A 24,876-nucleotide genomic window follows, 5' to 3' on the forward strand; every position below is an offset into this window, starting at 1 on the left:
CAAGTTGGCGTCTGTTCGGAGGGTCTTGGTGAGCGACGAGCTGGAATCGCAGGAAGGCATTGAACTCGGCGGCTCGCGCCACATCGGCGAGGTGCTGAAGGCGCGGCGGCTGGAGCTGGGCCGGGAGCTGGCCGACATCGCGCACCAGACCCGCGTGCCGCAGCGGCACCTGACCGCCATCGAGGCGGGGCAGCACGACACGCTGCCCGCGCTGCCCTACACGATCGGCTTCGTGAAGTCCTACGCGCGCATCCTCGGCCTTGATGCGGATGCCAGTGCCGAGCAGTTCCGCCGCGAAACCACGAAGCCCGACCGCGTCGTTCCCACCATCGACCACGAGCCGATCGAGGATGTGCGCGTGCCGACGCGCGCCGCGGCGCTGCTCGGCATCGTGCTGCTCGGCGTCGTTGCGCTTGCCGTCGCCGCGTGGAGCCTCGGCTGGTTCGGCGGCGACGAGGAGCCGCCGCCTGCCGTGGCCGCCGCACCGGCGGGATCGGACGACGGCGCCACCGTCGCGATGGATACGCCGCCCGCGCCGCTGCCGGAACCCGTGACGGAAACGCCTCCCGCCGCCGGAACCGCCGATGCGGCGATCCCCGCGTCCGCCGCTGCACCGCCCGCTAGCGGCGCGATCGTGGTCACGGCGCGCGAGGACGCGTGGGTGAAGATCTACGAGGCCGGGTCCGGCCGTTCGGTGTTTCAGGGCGTGATGGCGGCGGGCGACCGCTACGACGTGCCGGGCGACCGGCAGGATTTGCTGCTGTGGACGGGCCGCGCCGGCGCGCTCGACGTCATGGTGGGCGGCACGGCGATCCCGCCGCTCGGCGCCGCGACGCAAACGGTCCGCGATGTACCGCTGACGGCGGCGGGTCTCGCTGCGCGCGCGCAGCCGCGCCCAGAGTGATGCGCTTCGAGGTGAGGCGCTTCAGTTTCAGGCAAGGGACGGGCCGCTAAGGTCCCGGCCTCACGTCTTCAATCGTCGGGAAAGTCATGATGAAACCCAGATTTCTGCTCCTTTTGACCCTGCCGCTGCTGCTCCCCGCGCTGCCGGCCGCCGCGCAGCAGACCGTGCAGCAGGTGGAAGGCCGGGTGAAGAAGCTCGAAAGCGAAATGCGCGCCGTGCAGCGCAAGGTGTTTCCGGGAGGCTCCAAGGAGTATTTCGAGGCCGAGATCCAGGCCCCGGCCGCGCCGGTGACGGCGCCGGGCGTGCCCGCGTCCAATCCGCTCAGCGACCTGTCGCGCCGCGTGGATTCGCTGGAAAACCAGCTCACCACGCTCACCGGGCAGATCGAGGAGAACAGCTTCAAGGTGCGCCAGCTCGAAGCCGCGCTCGAAAAGTTCAAGACCGACGCCGAGTTCCGCCTGACGACTCTCGAAGGCGGCGCGCCGCCAGCCCCGGCGAACCCGGAATTCCCGTTCGTGAATCCCGCCGGGCCGGGCGCTGCCACGCCCGCGGCTCCGCAGGCCGCGGCACCCGCAGCGGCCTTGACGCCGGAACAGGAGTATAACGCGGCCTACGGCCTCGTCACCGCCAAGAACTACCCGGCCGCCGAAAAGGCGCTCTCCGCCTTCATCACGAAATACCCGAAGCACGCCCGCGCCAGCAACGCGCAGTACTGGCTCGGGCGCACCTATTTCGCGCAGAACCAGCCGGTGCAGGCGGCGCGCACGCTGCTCGAAAACTACCAGAAGCGCCCCGAGGGCGAGCGCGCGCCGGAAAGCCTGCTCTGGCTCGGCAAGTCGCTGATGGCCTTCTCGCCGCCGAGCCCCGCAAAGGCGTGCGAGGCCTATGACCAGCTCGAGGAAAGCTACGGCAAGAAGCTCTCGCAATCGCTCCGCACGCAGCTCGTGGATGCCCGCTCGGCAGCGCGCTGCGGCTGATCCCCGCATTACGCCGGAGCGCTTCCGCGCGGCGGTCGCGGCGCTTGCGCCCGATCTCGGCGGCCGGGTCGCGCTCGCGGTCTCCGGCGGGCCGGACAGTCTCGCGCTGCTGCTCCTCGCGCACCGCGCCGGGTTCGACGTCGCCGCGCTCACCGTCGATCACGGGCTGAGGCCCGAGGCGGCGGCGGAGGCGCGCCATGTCGCCGCGATCTGCGCCGGGCTCGGCGTGCCGCACGTCACGCTCGCCGTCGATGTCCCGCGCACCGCGAGCGTGCAGGCAGCCGCCCGCGCCGCGCGCTATGCGGCGATGGCGGACTGGTGCGATTTTCACGGCGCCGCGTGGCTGATGACCGCACATCACGCCGACGATCAGGCCGAAACGCTGCTGATGCGCCTGTCGCGCGGCAGCGGCCTCGGCGGCATGGCGGGAATCCGTGCCCAGCGCGCCGTCGAGGGCCACGCCGTCACGCTGCTCCGCCCGCTGCTCGGCGCGCGCAAGGGCGATCTCGCCGCGCTGGTGGCGGAGGCGGGGCTCTCCGCCGTCGACGACCCGAGCAACCGCAGCGACGCCTACGACCGCACCGCCGTGCGCGCGCTGCTCGCGGGCGGCGGCATCGACGCGGCGGCCGCGGCCGCCACCGCCGCGCATCTCGCGGAGGCGGAGGCCGCGCTCGCGTGGGTGGCGGACGAGGCATGGGCGGGGCGCGCGAGCGTTTCCGGCGAAGCGGTCACGCTCGACGCGCGCGGGCTGCCCGCCGAGCTTGCCCGCCGCCTCGCGCTGCGTGCTTTCCGGCAGGTTTCGGGCGTAGAACCCGAAGGCCCGGCGCTCCGGCGCCTGCTCGCGGACCTCGCCGCCGGGCGCGGCGGCACGCTCGGCGGCGTGCTCGCGGAGGGCGGGGCGGTCTGGCGCTTCCGGCCTGAGCCGCCTCGCCGCGCGGCAAAACAGCCTGCGCCTGCCGAATAGCGGTTGTCGTTAACGCCTGCGCGCCTATCTTAGAGTGAACACTTTTCAGGATTGCTGACCCGATGGACGAGAACAAGAGACGACCGACCGGACCCTGGGGCAAGAGCCTCGCCATGTGGGCGGTCATCCTGCTCGCGGTCGTCGTGCTCGTTTCGGTCTACAACGCGCCGCAGTCGCAGGGCGCCGTCCAGCAGATCGCCTATTCGGAGTTCATCACCAAGGTGAACGAGGGCGCCGTCCGCGACGTCGAGATCCGCGGCCAGGACATCGCCGGGCATCTTTCGAACGGCGAGGTGTTCACCACCTATTCGCCGGGCGACCCCGGCCTCGTCGAGCGGCTCGAAGCCTCGGGCGTCAAGTTCAAGGCGCAGCCGGAGGAGAGCCGCTCGCTGCTCGCCGCCATCCTTATCAACATCCTGCCGTTCCTGCTGATCCTCGGCATCTGGATCTTCGTGATGCAGCGGATGCAGAACGGCGCGGGCAAGGGCGCGATGGGCTTCGGCAAGAGCCGCGCCAAGCTGCTCACCGAAAAGCAGGGCCGCGTCACCTTCGATGATGTCGCCGGCATCGACGAGGCGCGCGAGGAACTCGAGGAGATCGTCGACTTCCTGAAGGACCCGGGTCGCTTCTCGCGTCTCGGCGGCAAGATTCCGAAGGGCGCGCTGCTCGTGGGCAGCCCCGGCACCGGCAAGACGCTGCTCGCGCGCGCCATTGCGGGCGAGGCGAACGTGCCGTTCTTCACGATTTCCGGCTCCGATTTCGTCGAGATGTTCGTCGGCGTCGGCGCGTCGCGCGTGCGCGACATGTTCGAGCAGGCGAAGAAGTCCGCGCCCTGCATCATCTTCATCGACGAGATCGACGCGGTCGGCCGTCATCGCGGCGCCGGCCTCGGCGGCGGCAACGACGAGCGCGAGCAGACGCTGAACCAGCTTCTCGTCGAGATGGACGGCTTCGACGCCAACGAGGGCATCATCATCATCGCCGCGACGAACCGCCCGGACGTGCTCGATCCTGCTCTGCTCAGGCCGGGCCGCTTCGACCGGCAGGTCGTCGTGCCGCGCCCGGACATCGAGGGCCGCGAGAAGATCCTGCGCGTCCACATGCGGAAAGTTCCGCTGGCGCCGGACGTCGACGCCCGCACCATCGCGCGCGGCACGCCGGGCTTCTCGGGCGCCGACCTCGCCAACCTCGTCAACGAGGCGGCGCTGATGGCGGCGCGCAAGTCGAAGCGCCTCGTCGGCATGGCCGAATTCGAGGAGGCCAAGGACAAGGTCATGATGGGCAGCGAGCGCCGCTCGATGATCATGACCGAGGACGAGAAGAAGATGACCGCCTATCACGAGGCCGGTCACGCCATCGTCGCGCTGCACGAGGCGGCGTCGGACCCGATCCACAAGGCGACGATCATCCCGCGCGGCCGCGCGCTCGGCATGGTCATGCGCCTGCCGGAGCGGGACCAGTATTCCTACCACCGCGACAAGATGCACGCGAACCTTGCGGTCTCGATGGGCGGGCGCGTGGCGGAAGAAATCATCTTCGGCTACGACAAGGTCTCCTCGGGCGCGTCGTCGGACATCCAGTACGCGACCGACCTTGCGCGCAGCATGGTCACGCAGTGGGGCCTCTCAGACAAGCTCGGCCCGATGAAGCTCGCCGAGAACCAGGAAGAGGTCTTCCTCGGCCACAGCGTCACACGCACGCAGAACGTCTCGGAGCAGACGGCGCGGCTCATCGACGACGAGATCAAGGGCATCGTCATGCGCGGCTACGAGCGCGCGAAGACCCTGCTCAGCGACAATATCGAGGAACTGCACACGCTCGCCAGGGCGCTGCTCGAATACGAGACGCTCTCGGGCGATGAGATCAAGGCGCTGCTCGCCGGCGAAAGCGTGGACCGCGACCGCGGCGCCAAGGCGCGGCCGTCCGCGACCTCGACCGGCGTCAGCGCGATCCCGAAGACCGGCAAACGCGGCTTCGGCGGAGAGCCGAGCCCGCAGGGGGCGTAACCTTCCGGCGCGGTCCGGCCAACACACCGGCTCAGCTTGCGTTCATCCCGTTCGTCACATAGTCGAAACGATAGGATGGGATGAACCGGGAAGGGGGCCTATCATGCTGAAGCGCGCGCTGTTTTTCGCTCTGGTTCTGGCGGCGGGGCCTGCCGCCGCGCAGCTCGATGCGCCGCCCGAGGAGATCTACGGCCGCTACGCGCCGGGCGGCGACTGTTCGCGGCAGCCGCGCATCGAAGCGGGCAAGGGCGGCGTCTTCATCGACACCGCCGCCGGGCGACAGGGGCCTCTGCCGGTCAGCGTCTGCTATTCCTGCGCGGGCGGCGCGCAGTACGAGGGCATCCAGCGCTGGGTGTACGTGAAATACGGCAAGGACAAGTGGGGCGGGGACAACATGCCCGTCATCCTGATGTTCAATGCCGAGGAAAAGCGCGGTCTCGTCTCGGTCGAGCATGACGACACGCTGAAGACGCCGATCGGCGCGCCGATGACGCAGGTGGTGCGTGCGAAAACATTTCGCCAGTGCGGCGCGGCGGCGCCCGCGCCCGCCGCCGCGAAGGCTGCGCCCGCCGCCGTGCCGCCGAAGCCGGCCGCGCCTGCGAAGACGCCCGCGGACGGTTTCGCCGCCGTGCTCGGCGGGCTGCTGAAGCCGGGCGACTATCCGGAGAACAGCTTCTACGACTGGCGCCACATCGAAGCCGCGCCGCACGTCACATGGGCCGCGCTGCCGCCGGAGATGCTCGACAAGCCGATGTCGAACGGCGAGTATTTCCGCCGCGCAGGCATCGCCAGCGTCGCCGGGCAGCAGGTGCAGGTGCTCGCGGGCGGTGCGCGCGGCATGGTGTTCAACCTCTATTTCCGCAATCAGGGCAAGCCCATCGGCACGGGGCCGCTGCTCGCGGCGTTCAAGAGCGCCGGCTACACGGCCACGCTCGCGCGCTGCCTGAAGGTGAAGGGCGTGGCCGCGCCGGTGTGGTATCGCCTGTCCGCGCACGGCAAGCGCACGGCCTTCCTGTGGGTCGCGCCCGCGCGCCCGCCGCAGCAGACGTGGGAAGGCTTCCAGCTTTCGCTCGACGACACGCTGAAGCCGCTCACGCCGCGCGAGGCGACGGTCTACACGGACCGCTGCGCCTGAGAACCGGCGCTCGACCTGACGATTCCGCGCGGCTGGCCATGAAGGTTGCGCGGGGTTAAAGTCCCGCTCAAATCCATGCGGTTTGAGGGAGACGCGTTATGGCGACTGCGGCCGTTCTGCCGGGCGAGGCGAAATCCATTGAAGAGATGAAGGCGCTGCTGGCGCGGCAGCGCGCGGCGTTCATGGCGGAGCTTCCCGTCACGGCGGCCACGCGCAGGGACCGCCTGCGCCGCGCCGTCGACCTCGTGCTCACGCACAAGGGCCGGTTCGTGCAGGCGCTCTCGGAGGACTTCGGCCACCGGAGCGCCGAGCAGACGCTGATGACGGACATCATGGCCTCCGTGAAGCCGCTGAAGCACGCCATCAAGCATCTGGACGCGTGGATGCGCCCCGAGCGCCGCAAGCTCGATTTCCCGCTCGGCCTGCTCGGCGCGCGTGCGCGCATCGAGTATCAGCCGAAGGGCGTCGTCGGCATCATAAGCCCGTGGAACTTCCCGGTGAACCTCACCTTCGGGCCGCTCGCGGGCGTGTTCGCGGCCGGGAATCGCGCGATGGTGAAGCCGTCGGAGTTCACGCCCGTCACCTCCGCGCTGATGGCGACGCTCGCGGGCGAGTATTTCGACGAGACCGAACTCGGCTTCGTCATCGGAGGCCCGGAAGTGGGCAAGGCGTTCTCCGGCCTTGCCTTCGATCACCTGATCTTCACCGGCGCCACGGGGATCGCGAAGCACATCCTGCACGCGGCGGCGGAGAATCTCGTGCCCGTGACGCTGGAACTCGGCGGCAAGTCCCCCGTCATCGTCTCGCGCAGCGCCGACATCGCGCAGGCCACGGAGCGCGTCGCGCTCGGCAAGATGATGAACGCCGGGCAGATCTGCCTCGCGCCCGATTACCTGCTCGTGCCGGACGAGAAGGAAGGCGAGGTCGTCGAGGGGCTGAAGACGGCGGCCGCGAAGATGTATCCAACGCTGCTTGCCAACGACGACTATACGTCCGTGGTGAACGCCCGCCACCGCGATCGTTTGCAGGGGCTGCTGGACGATGCCGCCGCCAAGGGTGCCGAGATCGTCACCGTGAACCCGGCAGGCGAGGATTTCGCGAACACCAACTCGAACAAGATGCCGCTCAGCATCGTGCGGAACGTCTCGGACGACATGCGCGTGATGCAGGAGGAGATCTTCGGCCCCGTCCTTCCCGTGAAGACCTACCGCGAGACGGACGAGGCGGTGGCCTTCGTGAACGGCCGCGACCGGCCGCTCGGCCTCTATTACTTCGGGGCCGACGCGGCGGAGGAACGGCGCGTGCTCGACCGCACCGTCTCGGGCGGCGTCACCGTGAACGACGTGATCTTCCACGTGACGGCGGAGGACCTGCCGTTCGGCGGCATCGGCCCCTCCGGCATGGGCAGCTATCATGGGCTCGACGGCTTCCGCACGTTCAGCCACGCGAAGAGCGTCTACCGCCAGCCGAAGCTCGACCTCGCCGGCCTTGCGGGCTTGAAACCGCCATACGGGAAGAAGACCCATGCCACGCTCGCGAGGGAGCTGAAGCCATGATCCGCCGCCGCATCGAAGGCCGCCGCCGCGATCTGGGCGGGGGGTTCGTCGTGCGGCGCGTGCTTCCGGTGGCGGGGCAGCGCATGGTGGGGCCCTTCATCTTCTGGGATCACTTCGGCCCGGCCGACTACGCGCCTGGCGAGCGCTTCGACGTGCGCCCGCACCCGCACATCAACCTCGCCACCGTCACCTACTTGTTCGAAGGCGAGATTTTCCACCGCGACAGCCTCGGCAGCGCGCAGGCGATCCATCCCGGCGCGGTGAACTGGATGACGGCGGGGCGCGGCATCACTCATTCGGAGCGGACCTCGCCCGAAACGCAGGCGGCGGGCCAGCGCATGGAGGGCATTCAGGCGTGGGTCGCGCTCCCGAAAACGCACGAGGAGGCGGAGCCGAGCTTCGTCCACCACCCGGCGGACACGCTTCCCGCGATCAGCTTCGACAATGCCCGCCGCACGCTCATCGCCGGGAACGCCTTCGGCGCGGTCTCGCCCGTGGAGGTGTTCTGGCCGACCTTCTACGTCGACGTCGAGGCGAAGGCCGGCGCCAGCGTCTACCTGCCCGACGAGCATGAGGAGCGCGCCGTCTACGTGGCGAGCGGCCGCATCCGCATGGAGGACGGCGAGGTGGCGGAGGAGGGGACGATGCTCGTCCTCGAACCCGGCGGCCGGCCGCACTGGACGACCGACGGCGACGCCCGCGTGCTGATGCTCGGCGGCAAGGCGATGGACGGACCCCGCGAGATCTGGTGGAACTTCGTCTCCTCGCGCCCGGAGCGCATCAACCAGGCCATCGACGACTGGGACGCCGACCGCTTCGCGCACATCCCCGGGGACGACGAGGAGCGCATCCCGCTGCCGAACGACCCGCGGCCGAAGGGCTGACCGGCCCGCAAGCGGCTTGTCTTGAACGCAGGACCGACTTATCGCTCGGCCTCGCCGGAGTGAGAGCCGCCCGGTATCAGCCGGGATCGCTCGTGTGTTCCAGTCGGTCCGTCCTTTCGTCCGATCCCTGCCCGCGCGGCTTCGCGCGGGGTTCGGGCGGCGCGCGGTGGGCATCGTGTTCGCGCTGCTCGTGGAAGGGCTGCTCGCGCTCATCCTGCTCACGCTCGCGCCGTCGATCTCCGAGACGGTGGTGCCTATGGCCGTGTTCCGGCTCGACATGATCCGGGACGAGGAACCGGCAGAGGAGGAGCCCGCTCCGGAAACCCGGCAGGCGGACGCGGCGGCAAGGCCGGAGCGGACGCCGCCGCAGCCCGCCGAGCCGCCGCCCGTTCCGATCGAGCTCCCGGTGATCCAGCTTTCGCGCGAGGAGATGGCGACGACGGATGTGGAGGCCCTGCCGCCGCCGCCGTCCGCTGCGACGCCGCCCCGGCCGGTGATGGGGCCGCCCGTTCCGTCCTTTGCCGGCGATACGCCGCGCGTCGACGGCACGGGGCCGAACGGGGAGCCGCTCTATGCGGCGGCATGGTATCGGGAGCCGTATGACGATGAGCTACGCGGCTATCTTTCCACGGCGCGCGGGCCGGGATGGGGCCTCATCGCGTGCCGCACGGTGGCGGATTTCCGCGTCGAGGATTGCGTTGCGCTCGGCGAATATCCGCAAGGGTCGAACATCGCCCGCTCGGTGCTGGCGGCGGCGTGGCAGTTCCGGGTGCGCCCGCCGCAGGTGGGCGGCAGGGTGCTCGTCGGCGAATGGGTGCGCATCCGCATCGACTACGACCTGCGCCGCGGCCCGGAGCGGCGCTGACCGGAAGAAAGGCCCAAAGGAAAACGGCGGCCCTTTCGGGACCGCCGTCTCCTTTGCCGTTGAAGGCCGCGTTACTTCGCTTTGCGGCGGCGCGCGGCGCCGAGACCGGCGAGGCCGAGGCCGAACAGGGCCAGCGCGGCCGGTTCAGGCGTGTCGACGGGCGGCGGCGGCGGGATCAGGTCGCCGGTGATGAGGACGTTGTCGATCTTCACCCAGTCTTTCTCGTCCGTGAACTTCCGCTTCTCCTCCTTCGTGCAGTTGCCCCTCTTGTCCCACTTCACGCACTCCTTGTAGGAGTAGGAGTCGTCGCGCGAGGTGAGCTTGAAGATCAGGTCGAGGTCGGAGGCGTTGTCGGCGCCGGTCAGCGCGAACGACACGCTGTGCCAATCCTGAGCGCCGCCGAGCGAGACCGAGAACACGAGGCCGCCGAGGTTCGTGTACACTTCGAGTGTATCCAAGCTTTCGGCATAAAAGGGCTTGTACTCGAACGAGAGCACGATGTTCTCGTAGCCGGTGAGGTCGATGTTGTTCTGCGTCGCCGTCACCGTGTCATACGGGTTGCCGACGAGACGCATGACCTGGTCGCCGCTGCCGCGGGCGTAGAGATCGACCTCGCTGGTGCTGTTCTCGTCCCAGTTGTTGCCGACAGTCGATTTGACACCGCGGTTGAAGTTGTCCTGGAAAAGCGTGGCCGCATTCGCCGCGGTCGCACCGGCCAGCAGGCCGACGGTCAGTGCGGAACCGAGCAGGGTCCGGGTCATCGTTTTACGCATTGAAAATCCCCTATAACGCAAAAGTAACGAATTGCGATCTTGCAATGAATACCAAGCAGGAACCGTGCCACATGAGCATTTGCAATCGTTTTTGTGGTTAACACCGTTTCGATGTCGTAACTTTGTAATATTTCTCGACAGTCGGCGCGTCCGCCGGAGCGCATTGCGGATTCCGGTCTCGTGGCGCATTCGAAGGACGTTCCGGCCTCTTCGCGCGAGCGTGTGCGGAAGGGCGGCCCTATGACTTTGCTATCAATGGAGGACCGAACCGCATGGCGCTGAAGGCAACCCTGATCCGCTGGCACCGCCGTGCCGGGCTTGCGGCGGCGGCGTTCTGGCTGGTGCAGGCGCTGACCGGCGTACTCATCGTCTTTCACTGGGAGGCGAGGGATGCGCTCATCCCGGGCGCACACCGGGCGACCGACCTCGCGGCGATCGAGCGCACCGTCGAACGGCTGGCCCCGGAAGGGGCGGGCGTGCGGCTCGATTCGATCTGGACGGGCGCGGGCGCGGCCGACCGCTATGACGTGAGCATCGCGGGCGATACGCCGGAGGGGGATCGCAGCGTCCGCATCGACGGCGCCGGGCGGATTCTCGTCGACGGCGATTTCAGGGGACCGGCGGCATGGGCGACGCCCCTCGTGCTGATCCACCACAACCTGCTCGCCGGAGACGCGGGAAGCTGGATCGTCGGCATCAGCGGCGTCCTGCTCGTCACGAATATCTTCTCAGGCCTGTACATCGCGTGGCCGAGGCGCGGGCAGTGGACGCGCGCCCTGCGGCCGCAGCGCACGGGTCCGGCGGCGGCGCGGCGCTACGGCTGGCACCGGGCGCTCGGCCTCATCGTCGGCATCCCGGCGCTGGCGAGCGTGACGGCGGGCGTGCTGCTGACCTTCGCGGGCGGCGTGGAAAGCATCGTGCAGCCGGCGCCGATCGCAGCCCCGGCGGATGCACCGGCGGGGACGGCGAACGTCGGGCTTGCCGCCGCGGCGGGAGCCGCGCTCGCGGCCTATCCGGGATCGACGCTCGCGGCCGTCTATCCGCCGGACGGCGAACGGCCGGTGTGGCAGATCCGGGTGACGCAGCCCGACGAGGCGCGCCGCGCCTACGGCGCCACGCGGGTGTTCGTGAGCGCTGTCGACGGCAGCATCGTCGCCCGCTTCGATGCGCTGGACGCGCCGCCGGGCCGCGCGTTCGTCGACGGACTGTTCCCGTTCCACACGGGCGAGATGGGCGGGCTCGCCGGGCGCATCGCGGTCGCCGCGATCGGCGTGTGGCTGATCACGATGATCGTCCTCGGCGTGCTGCTCTGGTCGGTGCGGCGGCGGCCGAAGGCGCGATGAGCCGCGCGGCCCGGAAGGGATGACGCCCGGCCCGATCGCGTGAGCGGGCGGGCAGGCGCGGGGGTAAGCTGGCGCATCCTTGGGGGATTGAAGCCATGGCGCGTGCGCCGACCCGATACCTGATCCGCAAGCCGCTCGCCGACGTGCGCAGCGACATCGACCGCCACGGCCTCCACCGCGCGCTCGGCCCCGTGCATCTCGTCCTCATCGGCATCGGCTGCATCATCGGCGCGGGCGTCTACGTGATGACCGGCACGGCGGCGGCGAACTACGCGGGCCCGGCGGTGATGCTGTCGTTCGTGTTCGCCGGGCTCGCCTGCGCCTTCACCGGGCTTTGCTATGCCGAGCTCGCCTCGACGCTGCCGGTTTCGGGCGCGTCCTACAGCTATGCCTATGCCGCGCTCGGCGAGGCCTTCGCGTGGGGGCTCGGCTGGATGCTGATGCTCGAGCTCGGGCTTGCCGGGTCCGCGCTCGCGGTGGGCGTCTCCGGCTACCTCGTCAGCCTGCTCGGCGACTTCGGCATTCATATCCCCGCCGTTCTGGCGACGCCCTTCATCCGGCCCGCCGCTGGCGAGGCGGGAACCGCGTTCGTGACCGGCGGCGGCATCAACCTCGTCGCGACGGCGGCGGTGCTGCTGTTCGCCTTCATCCTCGTGCGCGGCGTCTCGCAGTCGGCGACGATCAACGCGGTCATGGTGGCGGTGAAGGTGGGCGTGCTGATTGCCTTCATCATCTTCGGCCTGCCGCACGTCGACCCGGCGAACTGGAAGCCGTTCATCCCCGAGAACGAGGGCGGCTTCACCTACGGCTGGGCGGGCGTGCTGCGCGGCGCCTCGATCCTGTTCTTCGCCTATCTGGGGTTCGAGGCGGTCGCGACCGCCGCGCTCGAGGCGAAGAAGCCGCAGCGCGACATCCCGATCGGCATCCTCGGTGCGCTCGCCATCGCCACGATCGTCTACATGGCGGTGGCGGCGGTGCTGACCGGCCTCGTCTCCTACAGGATGCTGAACGTGCCCGATCCGGTCGCCGTCGCCGTCTCGGCGATCGGGATGCCGGTGCTCAGCATCGTGATCAAGGTGGGCGCGCTCACCGGGCTCTGCTCGGTGCTGATGGTGAACACCTACGCGCATTCCCGCGTCTGCTACGCGATGTCGACGGACGGGCTGCTGCCGCCGCTGTTCAGCCGCGTGCACGCGCGCTTCCGCACGCCGCACCAGGGCACGTGGTTCGTCGCGCTGGCGGCGGGCATCGCCGCCGCGTTCCTGCCGATCTCGATGCTCGGCGATCTTGTCAGCCTCGGCACGGGCTGCGTGTTCATCACCGTGGCGATCAGCGTCATCTGGCTGCGCAGCACGCAGCCGGAGTTGCCGCGCCCGTTCCGCGTGCCGCTCGGCGGTATCCGTGTCGGCGGTCTCTGGCTCGGCGCCGTGCCGGTGCTGGCGCTCGTCTTCTGCGTGCTGATGATGGCGCCGGTGGTGCTCGACATCATCCGCAAGGCGATGGTCGGCGAATGGCTGCCCGCGACCATCCTCGGGCTCTACATCGCCTTCGGCATCGCCTTCTACCTCTTCTACGGCGTCGGCCATTCGCGCCTGCGCCGCTCACTCCCGGAAGCCTGACCTCATGAACCAGACGACAGCCGGGGTCGCCGACGACCTCGATCCCGACATTCGCCGTTTCCAGCGCGAGGTGGCCGCCGCCTACGGCCGCTACCCGGAATTCGACCGCCTGCCGCTCGCCGAGCGGCGGCGCATCGCGGAGGAGGTGCGCGCGCCGTGGGCGGCGGGCGGACCCGTGATGCACGGCACGGAAACGCTGAACGTCGGCCCGTCCGGCGTCCGTATCCGCATCCATCGGCCGGACGGGCGGAGGATGCTGCCCGTGCTGATCTATATCCACGGCGGCGGCTGGACGATGTTCAGCCTCGACACGCACGACCGGCTGATGCGCGAATATGCGGCGCGGGCCGGCATTGCCGTCGTCGGCGTCGATTACAGCCTGTCGCCCGAAGCGAAATTCCCGCGCGCGCTGGACGAGATCGTCTCGGTGATCCGCTGGCTGCGCGCCGAAGGCGAGGCGCACGGGCTCGATCCGCGGCGGATCGCGATCGGCGGCGACTCGGCGGGCGGCAACCTCGCGGTCGCCGCCAATCTGGCGCTGCTTCAGGCCGGGGATGCGCCGCTTTCCGCGATCCTCGTGAACTACGGCGCGTTCGACCGGAAATCGGCCTATCCGAGCTACGCGCGCTACGACGGCCCCGAATACAACCTCACGACCGCCGAGATGGCGGCGTTCTGGGCGAACTACCTGCGCGGGGCGCAGGATTTCGACGATCCGCTGGCCTGCCCGATGGGCGCGGACGTCGCGGGGCTTGCCCCGACGTTCTTCGCCGTCGCGGCGTGCGACGTGCTCGCGGACGAGAACAGGGTTATGGCGGCGCGGCTGGTCGAGGCCGGCGTGCCGGTCGTGTACCGCGAATATCCCGGCGCAGCGCACAGCTTTCTCGAAGCCGTGTCGATCTCCGCGCTCGCCGACCGCGCGCTTGCCGAGGCGTCGGCGTGGCTCGCGGCTCGGATTGGCCCAAATAATGATAATGACTCGCAATAATGGCCTGATCTCGATACAGTTAGACCCTGCGCCGAAACGCCGTTCGGCCCGATGCGCGGTAATCTGGGCGCCATAATCACCAAGAGGTTCGAAACTTCATGTCGTCAAAGGGGGAATGCAATGACCGTTCATGACAGGACGCTGAGAACGCTGCTGCTTGCCGGCGCCGCACTCACAGGATTCACCGCGCTTCCCGCCGCCGCGCAGGATGCGGCGCAGGGCGGGCCGTCGATCGAGACCACGCGCACCACGGTGGACGGGGAAGAGGCGATCATCGTCACCGCGCGCAACTACGTGCCCGAAGGCAGCGCGACGGCGAGCAAGACCGACATCCCGCTCATCGAGACGCCGCAGTCGATCTCTGTGGTGACGCGCGACCAGATCGACCTTCTGAACTTCATAGATGCACAGCAGGCGGTGCGGTACACGGCGGGCGTGTTCGGCGAGAACTACGGCCCCGACCTCCGCTTCGACTTCTTCACGGTGCGCGGCTTCACGCCGAAGCAGTACATCGACGGGCTCGCCGCGCCGATCTCGACCTCGATCTATTCGGTCGGCGTCGATCTCTACGCCTTCGACTCCTTCGACCTGCTGAAGGGCCCGGCCTCGGTGCTCTACGGCAACGCCCCTCCCGGCGGCATCTACAACCAGGTCAGCCGGCGCGCGCTCGGCACGCCGGGCGGCGAGATCAGCGCCAAGTACGGCGAGGACGACTACAAGCAGATCGCGGGGACCGTGACGGGCCCGATCGCCGAGTCGCTCGATGCGCGCCTGACCGCGCTGTACCGCGACCGCGATGCGGAACGCGACCACGTGTCCGCGCGCCGCTTCACCGTCGCGCCGACCTTCACGTGGCGTCTCGGCGAGCGCACGACGATCACCGGCCTCGGCTACTACCAGTACGACAAGGTGAAGGGCGACACGAACGGCTTCCTGCCCGTTTACGGCACGCTGCTCGACAACCCGGTCGGCAAGGTCAAGCGCAGCACCAACCTCGGCGATCCCAACAACGTGTACGAGCGCAAGCAGTTCGCGCTCGGCTGGGACGCCACGCACGAATTCTCCGACAGCCTGAAGTTCCGCTCGAACGTGAAGTGGAGCGACTACAAGGAGGATACGCCGGTCGGGATCTACGGCGGCGGCGGTCTCATCAACACCTCCGATTCCTCGGACCCGAGCTATTACCGAACGGTCCAGCAGTATAATTTCAGCTACAAGGAAAAGGTGACGAGCTTCGCGACCGACAACCGGATCGACGCGAAATTCGGAACCGGCGCCGCGGAGCACAAGCTGCTCGTCGGGCTCGATTACCGCAACGTCTACAACAAGGCGGATTTCGGCTTCATCTTCGCCAACACGATCGACCTGTTCGATCCGGTGTACGCGCCGCAGGCGACGTATGAGCCGGGCTATCCGTCGGCGTTCAACAACCAGCGCCTGAAGCAGACCGGCGTGTACGCGCAGGACCAGATCGGCTTCGGCAACTTCTACCTGACGCTCGGCGGACGCTACGACTGGGTGAAGGTGGCGAGCGCGCTGACGGCGGCGACCACGAAGCAGGACAAGTTCACGTGGCGCGTCGGCGCGAACTACGTGACCGACAGCGGCTTTGCGCCCTATGTCAGCTACGCGACCTCGTTCGAGCCCGTGCTCGGCGTCGACAGCGTCACCGGCGATGACTTCAAGCCTTCGACCGGCAAGCAGATCGAGGCGGGCATCAAATACGATGCGCGCGGTCTGCCGGACGACGTGAAGCTGTTCGTGACGGCGGCCGTGTTCGACATCAAGCAGAAGAACGTGGTGAGCACCTCGCCCTCGGTGACGCCGGTGTTCGGCACGCAGAGCGGCGAGGTCGAGGTGTGGGGCGGCGAGATCGAGCTCGTGGCGCGCATCCGCGAGCAGATCTCGATCAACGGCTCCTACAGCTACAACAACAGCGAGGTGAAGGAATCGAGCTTCGCGGGCGAGATCGGCGCACCGCTGCCGACGACGCCCAAGCACAAGCTGTCGCTGTTCGTCGACTACACGATCCAGCAGGGCTCGCTCGGCGGTCTCGGCTTCGGCCTCGGCGGGCGCTACAACAGCAAGAGCGCGGGCAGCCTGCCGGGTGCGTTCAACCCGGTGGTCTACTACGGTGAAAGCACGACGCTGTTCGACGCGATCATCCACTACGACACGCCGGAATGGCGTTTCGCGATCAACGGCTCGAACATCTTCGACAAGACCTATGTCGCGCGCTGTTCGGGTCCGGCCGGGTGCAATTTCGGCGCCGGCCGCCAGGTGATCGGAACGGTGACGCGCAAGTTCTGATCGCGTAAGTAACGAGGGGCGGAGCGGCGAATGGGGGGTGACATGAACAGGTGCGGAAAGCTCCGCCGTGTCGCCCTCGCGCTTGCCGCCGCCGCCCTCTTCGCGTCCCCGGTCGCTGCGAAGAAAAAGGAGGAGGAACGACAATCCTCCTCCGCGTCTCCGTCCGTGCCGGACCCGTGGCCGAGCACGTACCGGCCGCTGCCGCGCGCGGACATGCTGATCACCGGCGCCACGATCCTCGACGGCGCCGGCGGACGGCACGACGCGGCCGACGTGCTGGTGCGGGACGGGCGCGTGGTCGCCGTGGGCCGCAATCTCGATGCGGGCGGCGCGGCGGTCGTCGACGGCCGCGGCAAGTGGGTGACGCCCGGCATCATCGACGTGCACAGCCACAACGGCACCTTCGTCGTGCCGCTGACCTCGGTCGACGAGAACGGCTCCGACGTCACCGAGATCAGCGATCCCAACGCCGCCGAGACGTGGATCGAGCACGGGGTGAACGCACAAGACGTCGCCTTCGGCCGCGCGCTCGCGGGCGGCGTCACGACGATGCAGATCCTGCCCGGGTCGACGACGATCATCGGCGGGCGTTCGGTGGTCCTGAAGAACATTCCCGCCGTCACCATGCAGGGCATGAAGTTTCCGGGCGCGCCGCAGGGACTGAAGATCGCCTGCGGCGAGAATCCGAAACTCCATTACGGCGGCCGCGGCGGCGCGCCGAACAGCCGTCAGGGCGAGCTTGCGATGTTCCGCGCCGCGTTCTCCGCCGCCGAAGATCATCTCGAACGGTCGCGCGGCGAGCGGCCGGGCCGAGGAGGCGGTCCGCGGGGACAACGCAATCTCGAACTCGAAACGCTCGGCGGTGTGCTCGCCGGAGACATACGCGTGCACGCGCATTGCTACCGCGCCGACGACATGGCGATGATGCTGGGCCTCGCGCGCGAATTCGGTTTCCGCATCGCGGCGTTCCACCACGCGACGGAAGCCTACAAGATCCCGGCGATGCTGCGCGAGGCGGGAACGTGCGCGGCGGTCTGGTCCGACTGGTGGGGATTCAAGATGGAAGCGCAGGACGCCATCCGCGAGAACGCGGCGTTCGTCGAGGCGGCGGGCGGCTGCGCGATGATGCACTCGGATTCGCCGCAGGTCGGGCAGCGGCTCACCATCGAGGCCGCCAAGGCGGCAGGCGCCGGGCGCCGCGCGGGCCTCGCCCTGCCGCCCGAGGTTGTCATCCGCTGGGTGACGAGCAATCCCGCGCAGGCGATGGGCCTCGGCGACCGCGTCGGCACGCTGGCGCCCGGCTACAATGCCGACCTCGTGCTGTGGTCGGGCGACCCGTTCAGCATCTACAGCCACGCCGATCGCGTCTACATCGACGGCGCGCTCATCTACGACCGCGCGGACCCGGCCTATCGGCCGCGCAGCGATTTCGAGATCGGCCGCGCGGAGACCGCGCGATGAAGCGCGTGCTTGCCGTCCTTGCCATGCTCGCGGCCTTGCCGGCGCAGGCCGAAACCGTGGCGATCGTCAATGCGCGGGCGTGGACGATGACGGCGGCGACGCCGATCGAGAACGCGACGATCGTGGCGCTGGACGGGAAGATCGTCTCGGTCGCGGCGGCGGGCGCGGTTCCCGCCGGTGCGCGCGTCATCGACGCGGCGGGCCGGATCGTGACGCCGGGCCTCGTCAACGCCGCGACGCAGCTCGGGCTTTCCGAGGTGTCGGGCGCGCGCGAGACCAACGACCAGTCGGTCGCGAGCGGCGCGCTCGGTGCGGCATTCGACATCCAATACGCGCTCAACGCCAATTCGACGCTCGTCGCGCAGGCGCGGGCGGACGGCGTGACGGAGGCGATGGTGTTCCCCGGCGGCTCCGCCTCGGCGCCGTTTCAGGGGCGCGGCGCGCTCGTGCACCTGAAGCCGGACGGCGATATTCTGGACCGCGCGCAGGCGGCGCTGTTCGTGCGCGTCGGCAGCGGCACCTCCGACAAGGCGGGCGGATCGCGCGCGGCGCAGTGGCAGCTCATCCGCAACGCGCTCGACGAGGCGCGGGCGCCGCAGGGCATCGACCCGCGCGAGCGCCTGCTCGGCCGTCTCGACCGCGCCAGCCTCGCGCCCGTGCTCGACCGGCGCATCCCGCTCGTGATCGCCGCCGAGCGGGAATCGGATATCCGGCAGGCGATCGCGCTCGCGGGCGACTATGGAATCCGCGTCGTCATCCTCGGCGGCGCGGAGGCGTGGCGCGCGAGGGCGGACCTCGCCGCGAAGCGGATTCCGGTCGTCCTCGATCCGATGCTCAACCTGCCGTACAGCTTCGACCAGATCGGCGCGCGTCTCGACAACGCCGCGCTGCTTTCGGATGCGGGGGTGAAGATCGCGTTCACGGTGCCCGGCGCCGGCATCCACCTCAGCTACAACGCCGGATCGGCGCTGCGCGAAGGCGCAGGCATCGCCGCCGCGAACGGGCTCCCCTACGCCGCCGCCCTGCGCGCGATCACGCGCAGCGGCGCCGAGATCTGGGGCGCGGACGACCGTCAGGGCAGCATCGCGCCCGACAAGGCGGCCGATCTGGTGATCTGGGACGGCGATCCGCTCGAACCGTCGTCCGGCCCCGCCGTGGTGCTGATCGGCGGGCGCGAGGCGACGGATACCTCGCGGCAGTCGGCACTGCGCGACCGCTACCGGCCGGGTACCGAGAGCCCGCTGCCGCCCGCCTACCGATGAAACGCGGCATCCTCCTCGCCGCGCTGCTGGCATGGCCCGCGGCGGCGCACGATCCCGGCGAGCTCGGGCTGCCGATGCTGTCTCCGGCCGCGCAGACCGGAACGCCCGCCGCCGTGCCGCCGCCAACCCAGCCGCCGGGGCAGACGCTGCCGATGACGCCGTCGCGCCGCATCAGCTTCGAGACGAACGAGGCGAGCTGGGCGTCGCTGTCGCTTTCGCCCGACGGCAGGACGATCGCCTTCGATCTGCTCGGCGATCTCTACGTGATGCCGGTGTCGGGCGGGCGGGCGAAGCCGGTCGCGCAGGGCATGGCGTTCGAGACGCAGCCGGTGTTCTCGCCCGACGGCAAGTGGCTCGCCTTCGTCAGCGACCGTTCGGGATCGGAGAACCTGTGGGTGATGCGGCCGGACGGATCGGGCGCGCGGCAGATCAGTTTCCGCGACGACGATACGCCGCTGACGTCGCCCGCGTGGAGCGCGGACGGCGGCGCGATCTACGCGACGCGCTTCCTGCCTGACCGCAATGCCTACGAATTGTGGCGGCACACGCTCTCCGGCACCGCGGAACTGATCGTGCCGGTGCCGTCGGGCCCGGATCAGGGCGGCGGGGCAACCCGGCACGCGATCGGCGCGAACGCCTCGCGCGACGGCCGCTCTCTCTACTTCGCCGCGCTCGCCGGCAGCATCAATTTCGACGGCGTCCCCGAATGGACGCTCCGCCGCCGCGATCTCGCGACGGGCGAGGAAACCGTGATCCTGCCGGAGCCCGCGAACAGGCGCGGCGGCCCGGCTGGCGCGTTCTTCCGGCCCGTGGTCTCGCCGGACGGCAAGACCCTCGCCTACGCCGCGCGCCGCGACGGCGGCACCGCGCTTCACGTGCGCGACCTTGAAACCGGTTCGGATCGGAGGCTGGCGTTTCCCGTGCAGCGCGATCTCGCGGAAGCCTCGGCCTGGCAGGACCTGTTTCCCGGCTATGCCTTCACGCCGGACGGCAAGGCGCTGATCGTCGGCGGCCACGGCCGGATCGAACGGATCGACGTCGCATCGGGCACGCGGACGAACATCGCCTTTGCCGCGAAGGTCGACGCGGACCTCGGTGCCTTGCAGGCGCCCGATATCCGGCAGGAAACGGGGCCGGTTCGCGCGCGGCTGATCCAGACGCCGGAGCTGTCGCCGGACGGCAAATCCCTCGCTTTCTCCGCGCTCGGCCGGGTCTATGTGATGCCCGCCGACGGCAGCGCGAAACCGCACCGCCTGACCGGCGGCGGCGATCCGGAATTCCATCCGTCGTGGTCGCCCGACGGCAAGACCCTTGCCTTCATCACGTGGACCGCGAAGGGCGCAGGGCACGTGTGGGCGGCGCCGCTTGACGGCGCCGCGCCGCCGCGCCGCCTGACTGCTGCCGCCGACTATTACACGAGCCCCGCGTTCACGCCGGACGGCGCCGCCGTGCTCGCGCTGCGTTCGCCGCAGGCGGCGCGCCTGCTCACCTACATGGAGTTCGGCAACCAGCGACAGGCGACGCTCGTCTCGCTGCCGGTCGCGGGCGGCGCGGCACGCGACATCCTCACCGATACGATGGGCGGCAAGCCGCACTTCGCCGCAAGCCCCGGCGAGGTTTACCTGCAATTCGCGGACGGCCTCAACGCCGTCGATCTGGCGACCGGGAAACGGCGCCGCGTGGCTTCCATCGTCGGGCCGGGCTATTATTTCATCGAAGGCGCGGTGCCGGTCGATGACGTGCGCATCAGCCCGGACGGGACGCACGCCATCGCGATCATCGCGCAGCAATTGCATCTCGTCGATCTGCGCGGGACTCCGGACGGGTGCGTCGATCTGCTGAAACCCGGCTCCGCGCATCGCCAATTGTCCGATGCCGGCGCGGACTTCCTGGAATGGGCGGAGGGCGGGCGCACGATCACGTGGGCGGTCGGCTCGACGTTCTACCGTATGCCGCTGGAGGGCGCCGAACCGACGACGACGGAAATGGTCGTCGAGGTGCCGCGCGACACGCCGTCCGGCCGCCTGCTGCTGAGCGGCGCGCGCGCCATCACGATGAACGGCGACACGGTGATCGAGGACGCGGACATTCTCGTCGACGGCGACAGGATCGCCGCCGTGGGCGCGCGCGGGTCGTTTCCCGTGCCGCCGGACGCGACCGTCCGCGACGTGCGCGGCAAGACGATCGTGCCCGGCTTCATCGACACGCACGACCACGTCGCCGACGTGCGCCGCGACGTGCTCGACATGGCGCCGTGGGGTCCCGCCGAACGGCTCGCCTACGGGATAACGACGGCGTTCGATCCCTCGACGCTGACCATCGACGGGCTCGCCTACGAGGACCTGATCGACGCGGGGCTGGCGGTCGGAGCGCGTATGCCGTCCACGGGGCCGGCATTGTTCTCGTTCAACCGCTTCGAGTCGCTGGACGCGGTGCGCGCGGTGCTGCGCCGTTACCGCGACCACTACCGCACCTTCAACATCAAGCAGTATCGCGCGGGCAGCCGCCGTGTCCGCCAGTGGATCGCGATGGCGGCGCAGGAGCTCGGGATGCTCGCCACCACGGAAGGCGCGCTGTCGCTGAAGCTGGAGCTCAGCCAGATCATCGACGGCTACGGCGGCAGCGAGCACGCCTTTCCCGTGACGCCGCTCGGCCGCGACGTGGTGGAATTCGCGGCGCGAAGCGGCAGCGCCTACACGACGACGCTGATGATCACGCACGGCGGGCCGCCGGGGCAGGATTATTTCATCGCCCGCGACAATCAGCACGACGATCCGAAATACCGCCGCTTCACGCCGCATTTCGCCGCCGACGCGAAGATGCGCGCGCGGCCGTGGCGGATAGATTCGGACTACAGCTTTCCGGCCGTGGCTGCCGGCGCAGCGGCGATCCAGCGGGCGGGCGGCACGGTCGGCATCGGCGCGCACGGCGAACTGCCGGGCATCGGCTACCACTGGGAGATGGAAGCGCACGTGATGGGCGGCATGACGCCCGTCGAGGTGCTGCGCGCCGCCACGATCGGCGGCGCGAGGACGATCGGCCACGCGCGCGAGTTCGGCAGCATCGAGGCGGGCAAATACGCCGATCTCGTCATTCTCGATGCCGATCCGCGCACGGACATCCGGAACGCGCGGCGCGTCGCGCAGGTCATGAAGAACGGCCGCCTTCATGAGGGCGCGACTCTGGATGAACTCTGGCCGAGGGCGCGGCCGCACGCGGCGCCGTGGTTCGCCGAGGGGCGATAGATCGGCGCTTCAGCTGATGACGTACTGGCTCGGCGGCACGCCGAACGAGCGATGGAACATCGCCGTGAACGCGCTCGGGCTCTCGTATCCGACATCGTAGGCGACGTTGGTGACGGAGACGCCGGAGGCGAGAAGCGACAGCGCCTCCATCAGCCGCACCTGCTGCCGCCATGTCGCGAGGCCCATGCCCGTCTGCTGCTTGAACAGCCGCGTGAACGTGCGGCGGCCCATGCTCGCGAGGCGTGCCCAGTCGTCGATGTCGCGCGGGTCCGCTGGATCGTCGAGGATCGCCTGGCAGACCCGCAGCAGCCGGCTGTCCTCCGGCATGCGCGCCATCACCGGGATGTTCGGCATCCGCTGGATTTCCTCGAGCAGCAGCCGCACGATCCGCCCCTCGCGGCCTTCCTCGTCATAGGCGGGCTTGAAGCCGAACACCTCCTGGATGAGCGCGCGCACCAGCGGCGAGACTTCGAAGACGCGGCAGGCGTGCGGCAGGTATTCGATCTCGGGGTCGATGAAGACCGTGTGGATGTTCACGGGGCCGCGGCAGATCGCCTTGTGCCTGACGCCCGCGGGAAGCCAGATGGCGCGGCGGGGCGGCAGCACGAAGCTCGAATTGTCCGTGATGAACAGCATGACCCCGGAATTCGCATAGGAAAGCTGCGCGCGCTCGTGCGAATGGAAGGGGTCGACGAAACCGGCCGGATAATCGTCCTCGAAGCCCATCACGGGCCTGAGTTCCAAGGGATAGTCCGCGCTCCGCTTCATTGGCCTGTTTCCGATAAACGCGGAGATAGTATTGCGTTCCGGCCGCGCTCGCAAGGGCGCCGCGCCGATTGCGAAAGACGTGCGCCTATTCGGGGAAACCGGAAAGGAAGCGGGCGACATTGCCGCCGAGATCGCCGACGGCGTAACCGCCTTCCATGATGATCGCGGTCGGCAGGCCCATCGCGGCGATGCGCGCGCCGATCGCCGCGAAATCCTCCGTTTCGATCGCGAAGTGCGAGATCGGATCGCCGGAGAACGTGTCCGCCCCGAACGAGACGACGAGGAAGCGCGCGCCCCACGCCGTGATCCGCGCGGCGGCGGTGTCGAGCGCGGCGAGATAGGCGTCGATCCGCGTGCCGCGCGGCATCGGGATGTTCAGCGTCGCGCCCTTGCCCTCGCCGGTGCCGGTCTCGTCGGCATGGCCCCAGTAATACGGATAGTCGGTTGCCGGGTCGGCATGGAGCGAGGCGAAGAAAATGTCGCCGCGCGCCTCGAAGATGTCCTGCGTGCCGTTGCCGTGATGGTAATCGACATCGAGGATGGCGACCGGCCCCGCGCGCGCGTCGTGCGCGCGCTGCGCGGTGATCGCGGCATTGTTCAGATAGCAATAGCCGCCGAGATAGTCGGCCCCGGCATGGTGCCCCGGCGGGCGGCAGAGCGCGAAGGCCGTGGGCGCGCCCGCGAGCACGGTGTCGAGCGCGGTGAGCGCCGTTTGCGCCGACCAGTAGGCGCCTTCCCAGCTTCCCTCCGCGATCGGCGTCGAGGCGTCGAAGCTGTACCGGCCGAGCCGGGCGTCGATACGATCGAGCCGTAGTTTACGGCGATGGACGACGGGCCACGTGTAGCCGATCGCGTCGCCCTCGCGCCCGGCGGCGAGCCATGCCGCGTGCGCGCCCTTCAGGAAGGCGAGATAGTCCGCGTCGTGAACCGCCTCGATCGGGGCCATGCCGAAATCCCGCGCGGGCGCCGGAATGCCCAGCGCCTCGCGGATGCCCAGCGCCCGGTCGGCGCATTCGGCGTAAGGCGTCCATGCGCCGTTGTGCAGTTCGCGCAGCGGCGTGTGCCGGAGCTGTCGCTCGTCGAAGAAGAAGATCATGCCCCGGCGATAGCATTTTCACCCGCCTGCCGAAAAGCGGCGATCGCGAACGAACGGTGTGCGGGGCGGTCAGGAGTCGATCTCGTGATAGTCCCGGTGGATGAGGTCGATGATGCCGGCGCCCTGCGGCGACTTGATCGTCGAGGAGACCGGATAGCTCACATAGTCCATCTCGAAGCCGTCGCGCGACACCAGGTCCTCCATGATGCTCCGGTAATGGTCGATCGACCGGGCGGCCACCATCATCAGGTAGTCGACGCGGCCGAGCACGAAATGGCACTGGATGATGTCCGGAATGCTCTGGATGGTTCTCTGGAATATGTGGTGTTTGTTGAGCGAATATTCTTTCTTTATGTAAACCTCGACGATGTAGATCTCGTATCGGGCCAGTTTCTGATAATCTATATCGACATGGTAGCCGCGGATTATCTTTGATTTTTCGAGCTTTTTTATGCGCTCGTGGCACGGCGTCGCAGACAGGCCGACCTCCTCGCTCATGCGCGCCTTCGTCATTCGCGCATTGCGCGACAGGGCGCGCAGGATCTTGATGTCGAGGAAATCCAGCTTGGGAAGAAAACCCATCATGACCTCTGCTGTGCCCGTTTCCGGTCAAGCTTAAATGGCCGACGGCCTTGTCAGGCAAGCAAAAAGCGCGCGTCCGTCGGCTGGCCCGGGCGCGGCCCGATCGCGGGAAGCGCTGTGCGGGCCGGTTCGAAAATC

The 24,876-nt window shown here is 69.0% G+C and carries 19 protein-coding genes; 15 read left to right on the forward strand and 4 right to left on the reverse strand.

Annotated elements, in window-relative coordinates:
* The first annotated feature begins 28 nt into the window (after positions 1 to 28).
* From PE061_RS13020 to PE061_RS13055, 8 genes are all read left to right on the forward strand, one after another.
* On the forward strand, positions 29 to 904 hold the full coding sequence (locus PE061_RS13020) for a helix-turn-helix domain-containing protein (RefSeq protein ID WP_271255705.1): 876 nt from the start codon (positions 29 to 31) through the stop codon (positions 902 to 904).
* An 89-nt stretch (positions 905 to 993) separates the two neighbouring features.
* Positions 994 to 1,881 carry a tetratricopeptide repeat protein gene (locus PE061_RS13025; RefSeq protein ID WP_271255706.1) on the forward strand — a complete coding sequence of 296 codons (888 nt, stop codon included), beginning with the start codon at positions 994 to 996 and terminating at the stop codon, positions 1,879 to 1,881.
* Complete coding sequence (gene tilS / locus PE061_RS13030) at positions 1,853 to 2,845, forward strand: tRNA lysidine(34) synthetase TilS (RefSeq protein WP_271255707.1); 993 nt, start codon at positions 1,853 to 1,855, stop codon at positions 2,843 to 2,845. The genes PE061_RS13025 and tilS overlap by 29 nt, the downstream gene beginning before the upstream one ends.
* A 62-nt stretch (positions 2,846 to 2,907) precedes the next feature.
* Positions 2,908 to 4,851 carry an ATP-dependent zinc metalloprotease FtsH gene (gene ftsH, locus PE061_RS13035; protein WP_271255708.1) on the forward strand — a complete coding sequence of 648 codons (1,944 nt, stop codon included), beginning with the start codon at positions 2,908 to 2,910 and terminating at the stop codon, positions 4,849 to 4,851.
* Between the two features lie 103 nt (positions 4,852 to 4,954).
* The gene (locus PE061_RS13040; protein WP_271255709.1) at positions 4,955 to 5,986 is read left to right on the forward strand and encodes a hypothetical protein; all 1,032 of its coding nucleotides are present in this window, start codon (positions 4,955 to 4,957) and stop codon (positions 5,984 to 5,986) included.
* A 98-nt stretch (positions 5,987 to 6,084) separates the two neighbouring features.
* Positions 6,085 to 7,542: a coniferyl aldehyde dehydrogenase gene (locus PE061_RS13045; RefSeq protein ID WP_420794304.1), complete on the forward strand. Its 1,458-nt coding sequence runs from the start codon at positions 6,085 to 6,087 to the stop codon at positions 7,540 to 7,542.
* Positions 7,539 to 8,426 (forward strand): pirin family protein, encoded by an 888-nt coding sequence (locus tag PE061_RS13050; protein WP_271255710.1) that lies wholly within the window; start codon positions 7,539 to 7,541, stop codon positions 8,424 to 8,426. The genes PE061_RS13045 and PE061_RS13050 overlap by 4 nt, the downstream gene beginning before the upstream one ends.
* A gap of 166 nt (positions 8,427 to 8,592) precedes the next feature.
* Positions 8,593 to 9,291 (forward strand): hypothetical protein, encoded by a 699-nt coding sequence (locus tag PE061_RS13055; RefSeq protein WP_271255711.1) that lies wholly within the window; start codon positions 8,593 to 8,595, stop codon positions 9,289 to 9,291.
* 71 nt (positions 9,292 to 9,362) lie between these two features.
* Here PE061_RS13055 and PE061_RS13060 read toward each other — a convergent pair whose 3' ends face one another.
* Positions 9,363 to 10,064 (reverse strand): PEP-CTERM sorting domain-containing protein, encoded by a 702-nt coding sequence (locus PE061_RS13060; protein ID WP_271255712.1) that lies wholly within the window; start codon positions 10,062 to 10,064, stop codon positions 9,363 to 9,365.
* Positions 10,065 to 10,336: 272 nt separating this feature from the next.
* Between PE061_RS13060 and PE061_RS13065 the strand changes: the two genes are divergently transcribed.
* The 7 genes from PE061_RS13065 to PE061_RS13095 all read left to right on the forward strand — a co-directional run bounded on the left by PE061_RS13065 (position 10,337) and on the right by PE061_RS13095 (position 22,292).
* A complete protein-coding gene (locus tag PE061_RS13065; RefSeq protein WP_271255713.1) occupies positions 10,337 to 11,407 on the forward strand; it encodes a PepSY-associated TM helix domain-containing protein in 1,071 nt (356 codons plus the stop codon).
* Between the two features lie 95 nt (positions 11,408 to 11,502).
* The gene (locus PE061_RS13070; RefSeq protein ID WP_271255714.1) at positions 11,503 to 13,026 is read left to right on the forward strand and encodes an APC family permease; all 1,524 of its coding nucleotides are present in this window, start codon (positions 11,503 to 11,505) and stop codon (positions 13,024 to 13,026) included.
* Between the two features lie 4 nt (positions 13,027 to 13,030).
* Positions 13,031 to 14,014, forward strand: coding sequence for an alpha/beta hydrolase (locus PE061_RS13075; protein WP_271255715.1), 984 nt, complete (start codon positions 13,031 to 13,033; stop codon positions 14,012 to 14,014).
* A 120-nt stretch (positions 14,015 to 14,134) separates the two neighbouring features.
* A complete protein-coding gene (locus PE061_RS13080) occupies positions 14,135 to 16,324 on the forward strand; it encodes a TonB-dependent siderophore receptor (protein ID WP_271255716.1) in 2,190 nt (729 codons plus the stop codon).
* Between the two features lie 42 nt (positions 16,325 to 16,366).
* Entirely contained in the window at positions 16,367 to 17,785 is a 1,419-nt protein-coding gene (locus PE061_RS13085; RefSeq protein ID WP_271255717.1) for an amidohydrolase family protein, read from the forward strand.
* Positions 17,782 to 19,047, forward strand: a complete 1,266-nt coding sequence (locus tag PE061_RS13090; RefSeq protein ID WP_271255718.1) for an amidohydrolase family protein — start codon at positions 17,782 to 17,784, stop codon at positions 19,045 to 19,047. The genes PE061_RS13085 and PE061_RS13090 overlap by 4 nt, the downstream gene beginning before the upstream one ends.
* The gene (locus PE061_RS13095; RefSeq protein WP_271255719.1) at positions 19,044 to 22,292 is read left to right on the forward strand and encodes an amidohydrolase family protein; all 3,249 of its coding nucleotides are present in this window, start codon (positions 19,044 to 19,046) and stop codon (positions 22,290 to 22,292) included. The genes PE061_RS13090 and PE061_RS13095 overlap by 4 nt, the downstream gene beginning before the upstream one ends.
* A gap of 9 nt (positions 22,293 to 22,301) precedes the next feature.
* On the opposite strand, the gene PE061_RS13100 is transcribed toward PE061_RS13095, so the two are convergent.
* The 3 genes from PE061_RS13100 to PE061_RS13110 all read right to left on the reverse strand — a co-directional run bounded on the left by PE061_RS13100 (position 22,302) and on the right by PE061_RS13110 (position 24,741).
* Positions 22,302 to 23,060 carry an AraC family transcriptional regulator gene (locus PE061_RS13100; protein WP_271255720.1) on the reverse strand — a complete coding sequence of 253 codons (759 nt, stop codon included), beginning with the start codon at positions 23,058 to 23,060 and terminating at the stop codon, positions 22,302 to 22,304.
* 85 nt (positions 23,061 to 23,145) lie between these two features.
* Positions 23,146 to 24,156 carry a histone deacetylase family protein gene (locus tag PE061_RS13105; protein ID WP_271255721.1) on the reverse strand — a complete coding sequence of 337 codons (1,011 nt, stop codon included), beginning with the start codon at positions 24,154 to 24,156 and terminating at the stop codon, positions 23,146 to 23,148.
* Positions 24,157 to 24,225: 69 nt separating this feature from the next.
* Positions 24,226 to 24,741 (reverse strand): Lrp/AsnC family transcriptional regulator, encoded by a 516-nt coding sequence (locus tag PE061_RS13110; protein WP_271255722.1) that lies wholly within the window; start codon positions 24,739 to 24,741, stop codon positions 24,226 to 24,228.
* Positions 24,742 to 24,876 lie beyond the last annotated feature (135 nt).

This window comes from Sphingosinicella microcystinivorans (assembly GCF_027941835.1).
Classification (GTDB): domain Bacteria; phylum Pseudomonadota; class Alphaproteobacteria; order Sphingomonadales; family Sphingomonadaceae; genus Sphingosinicella.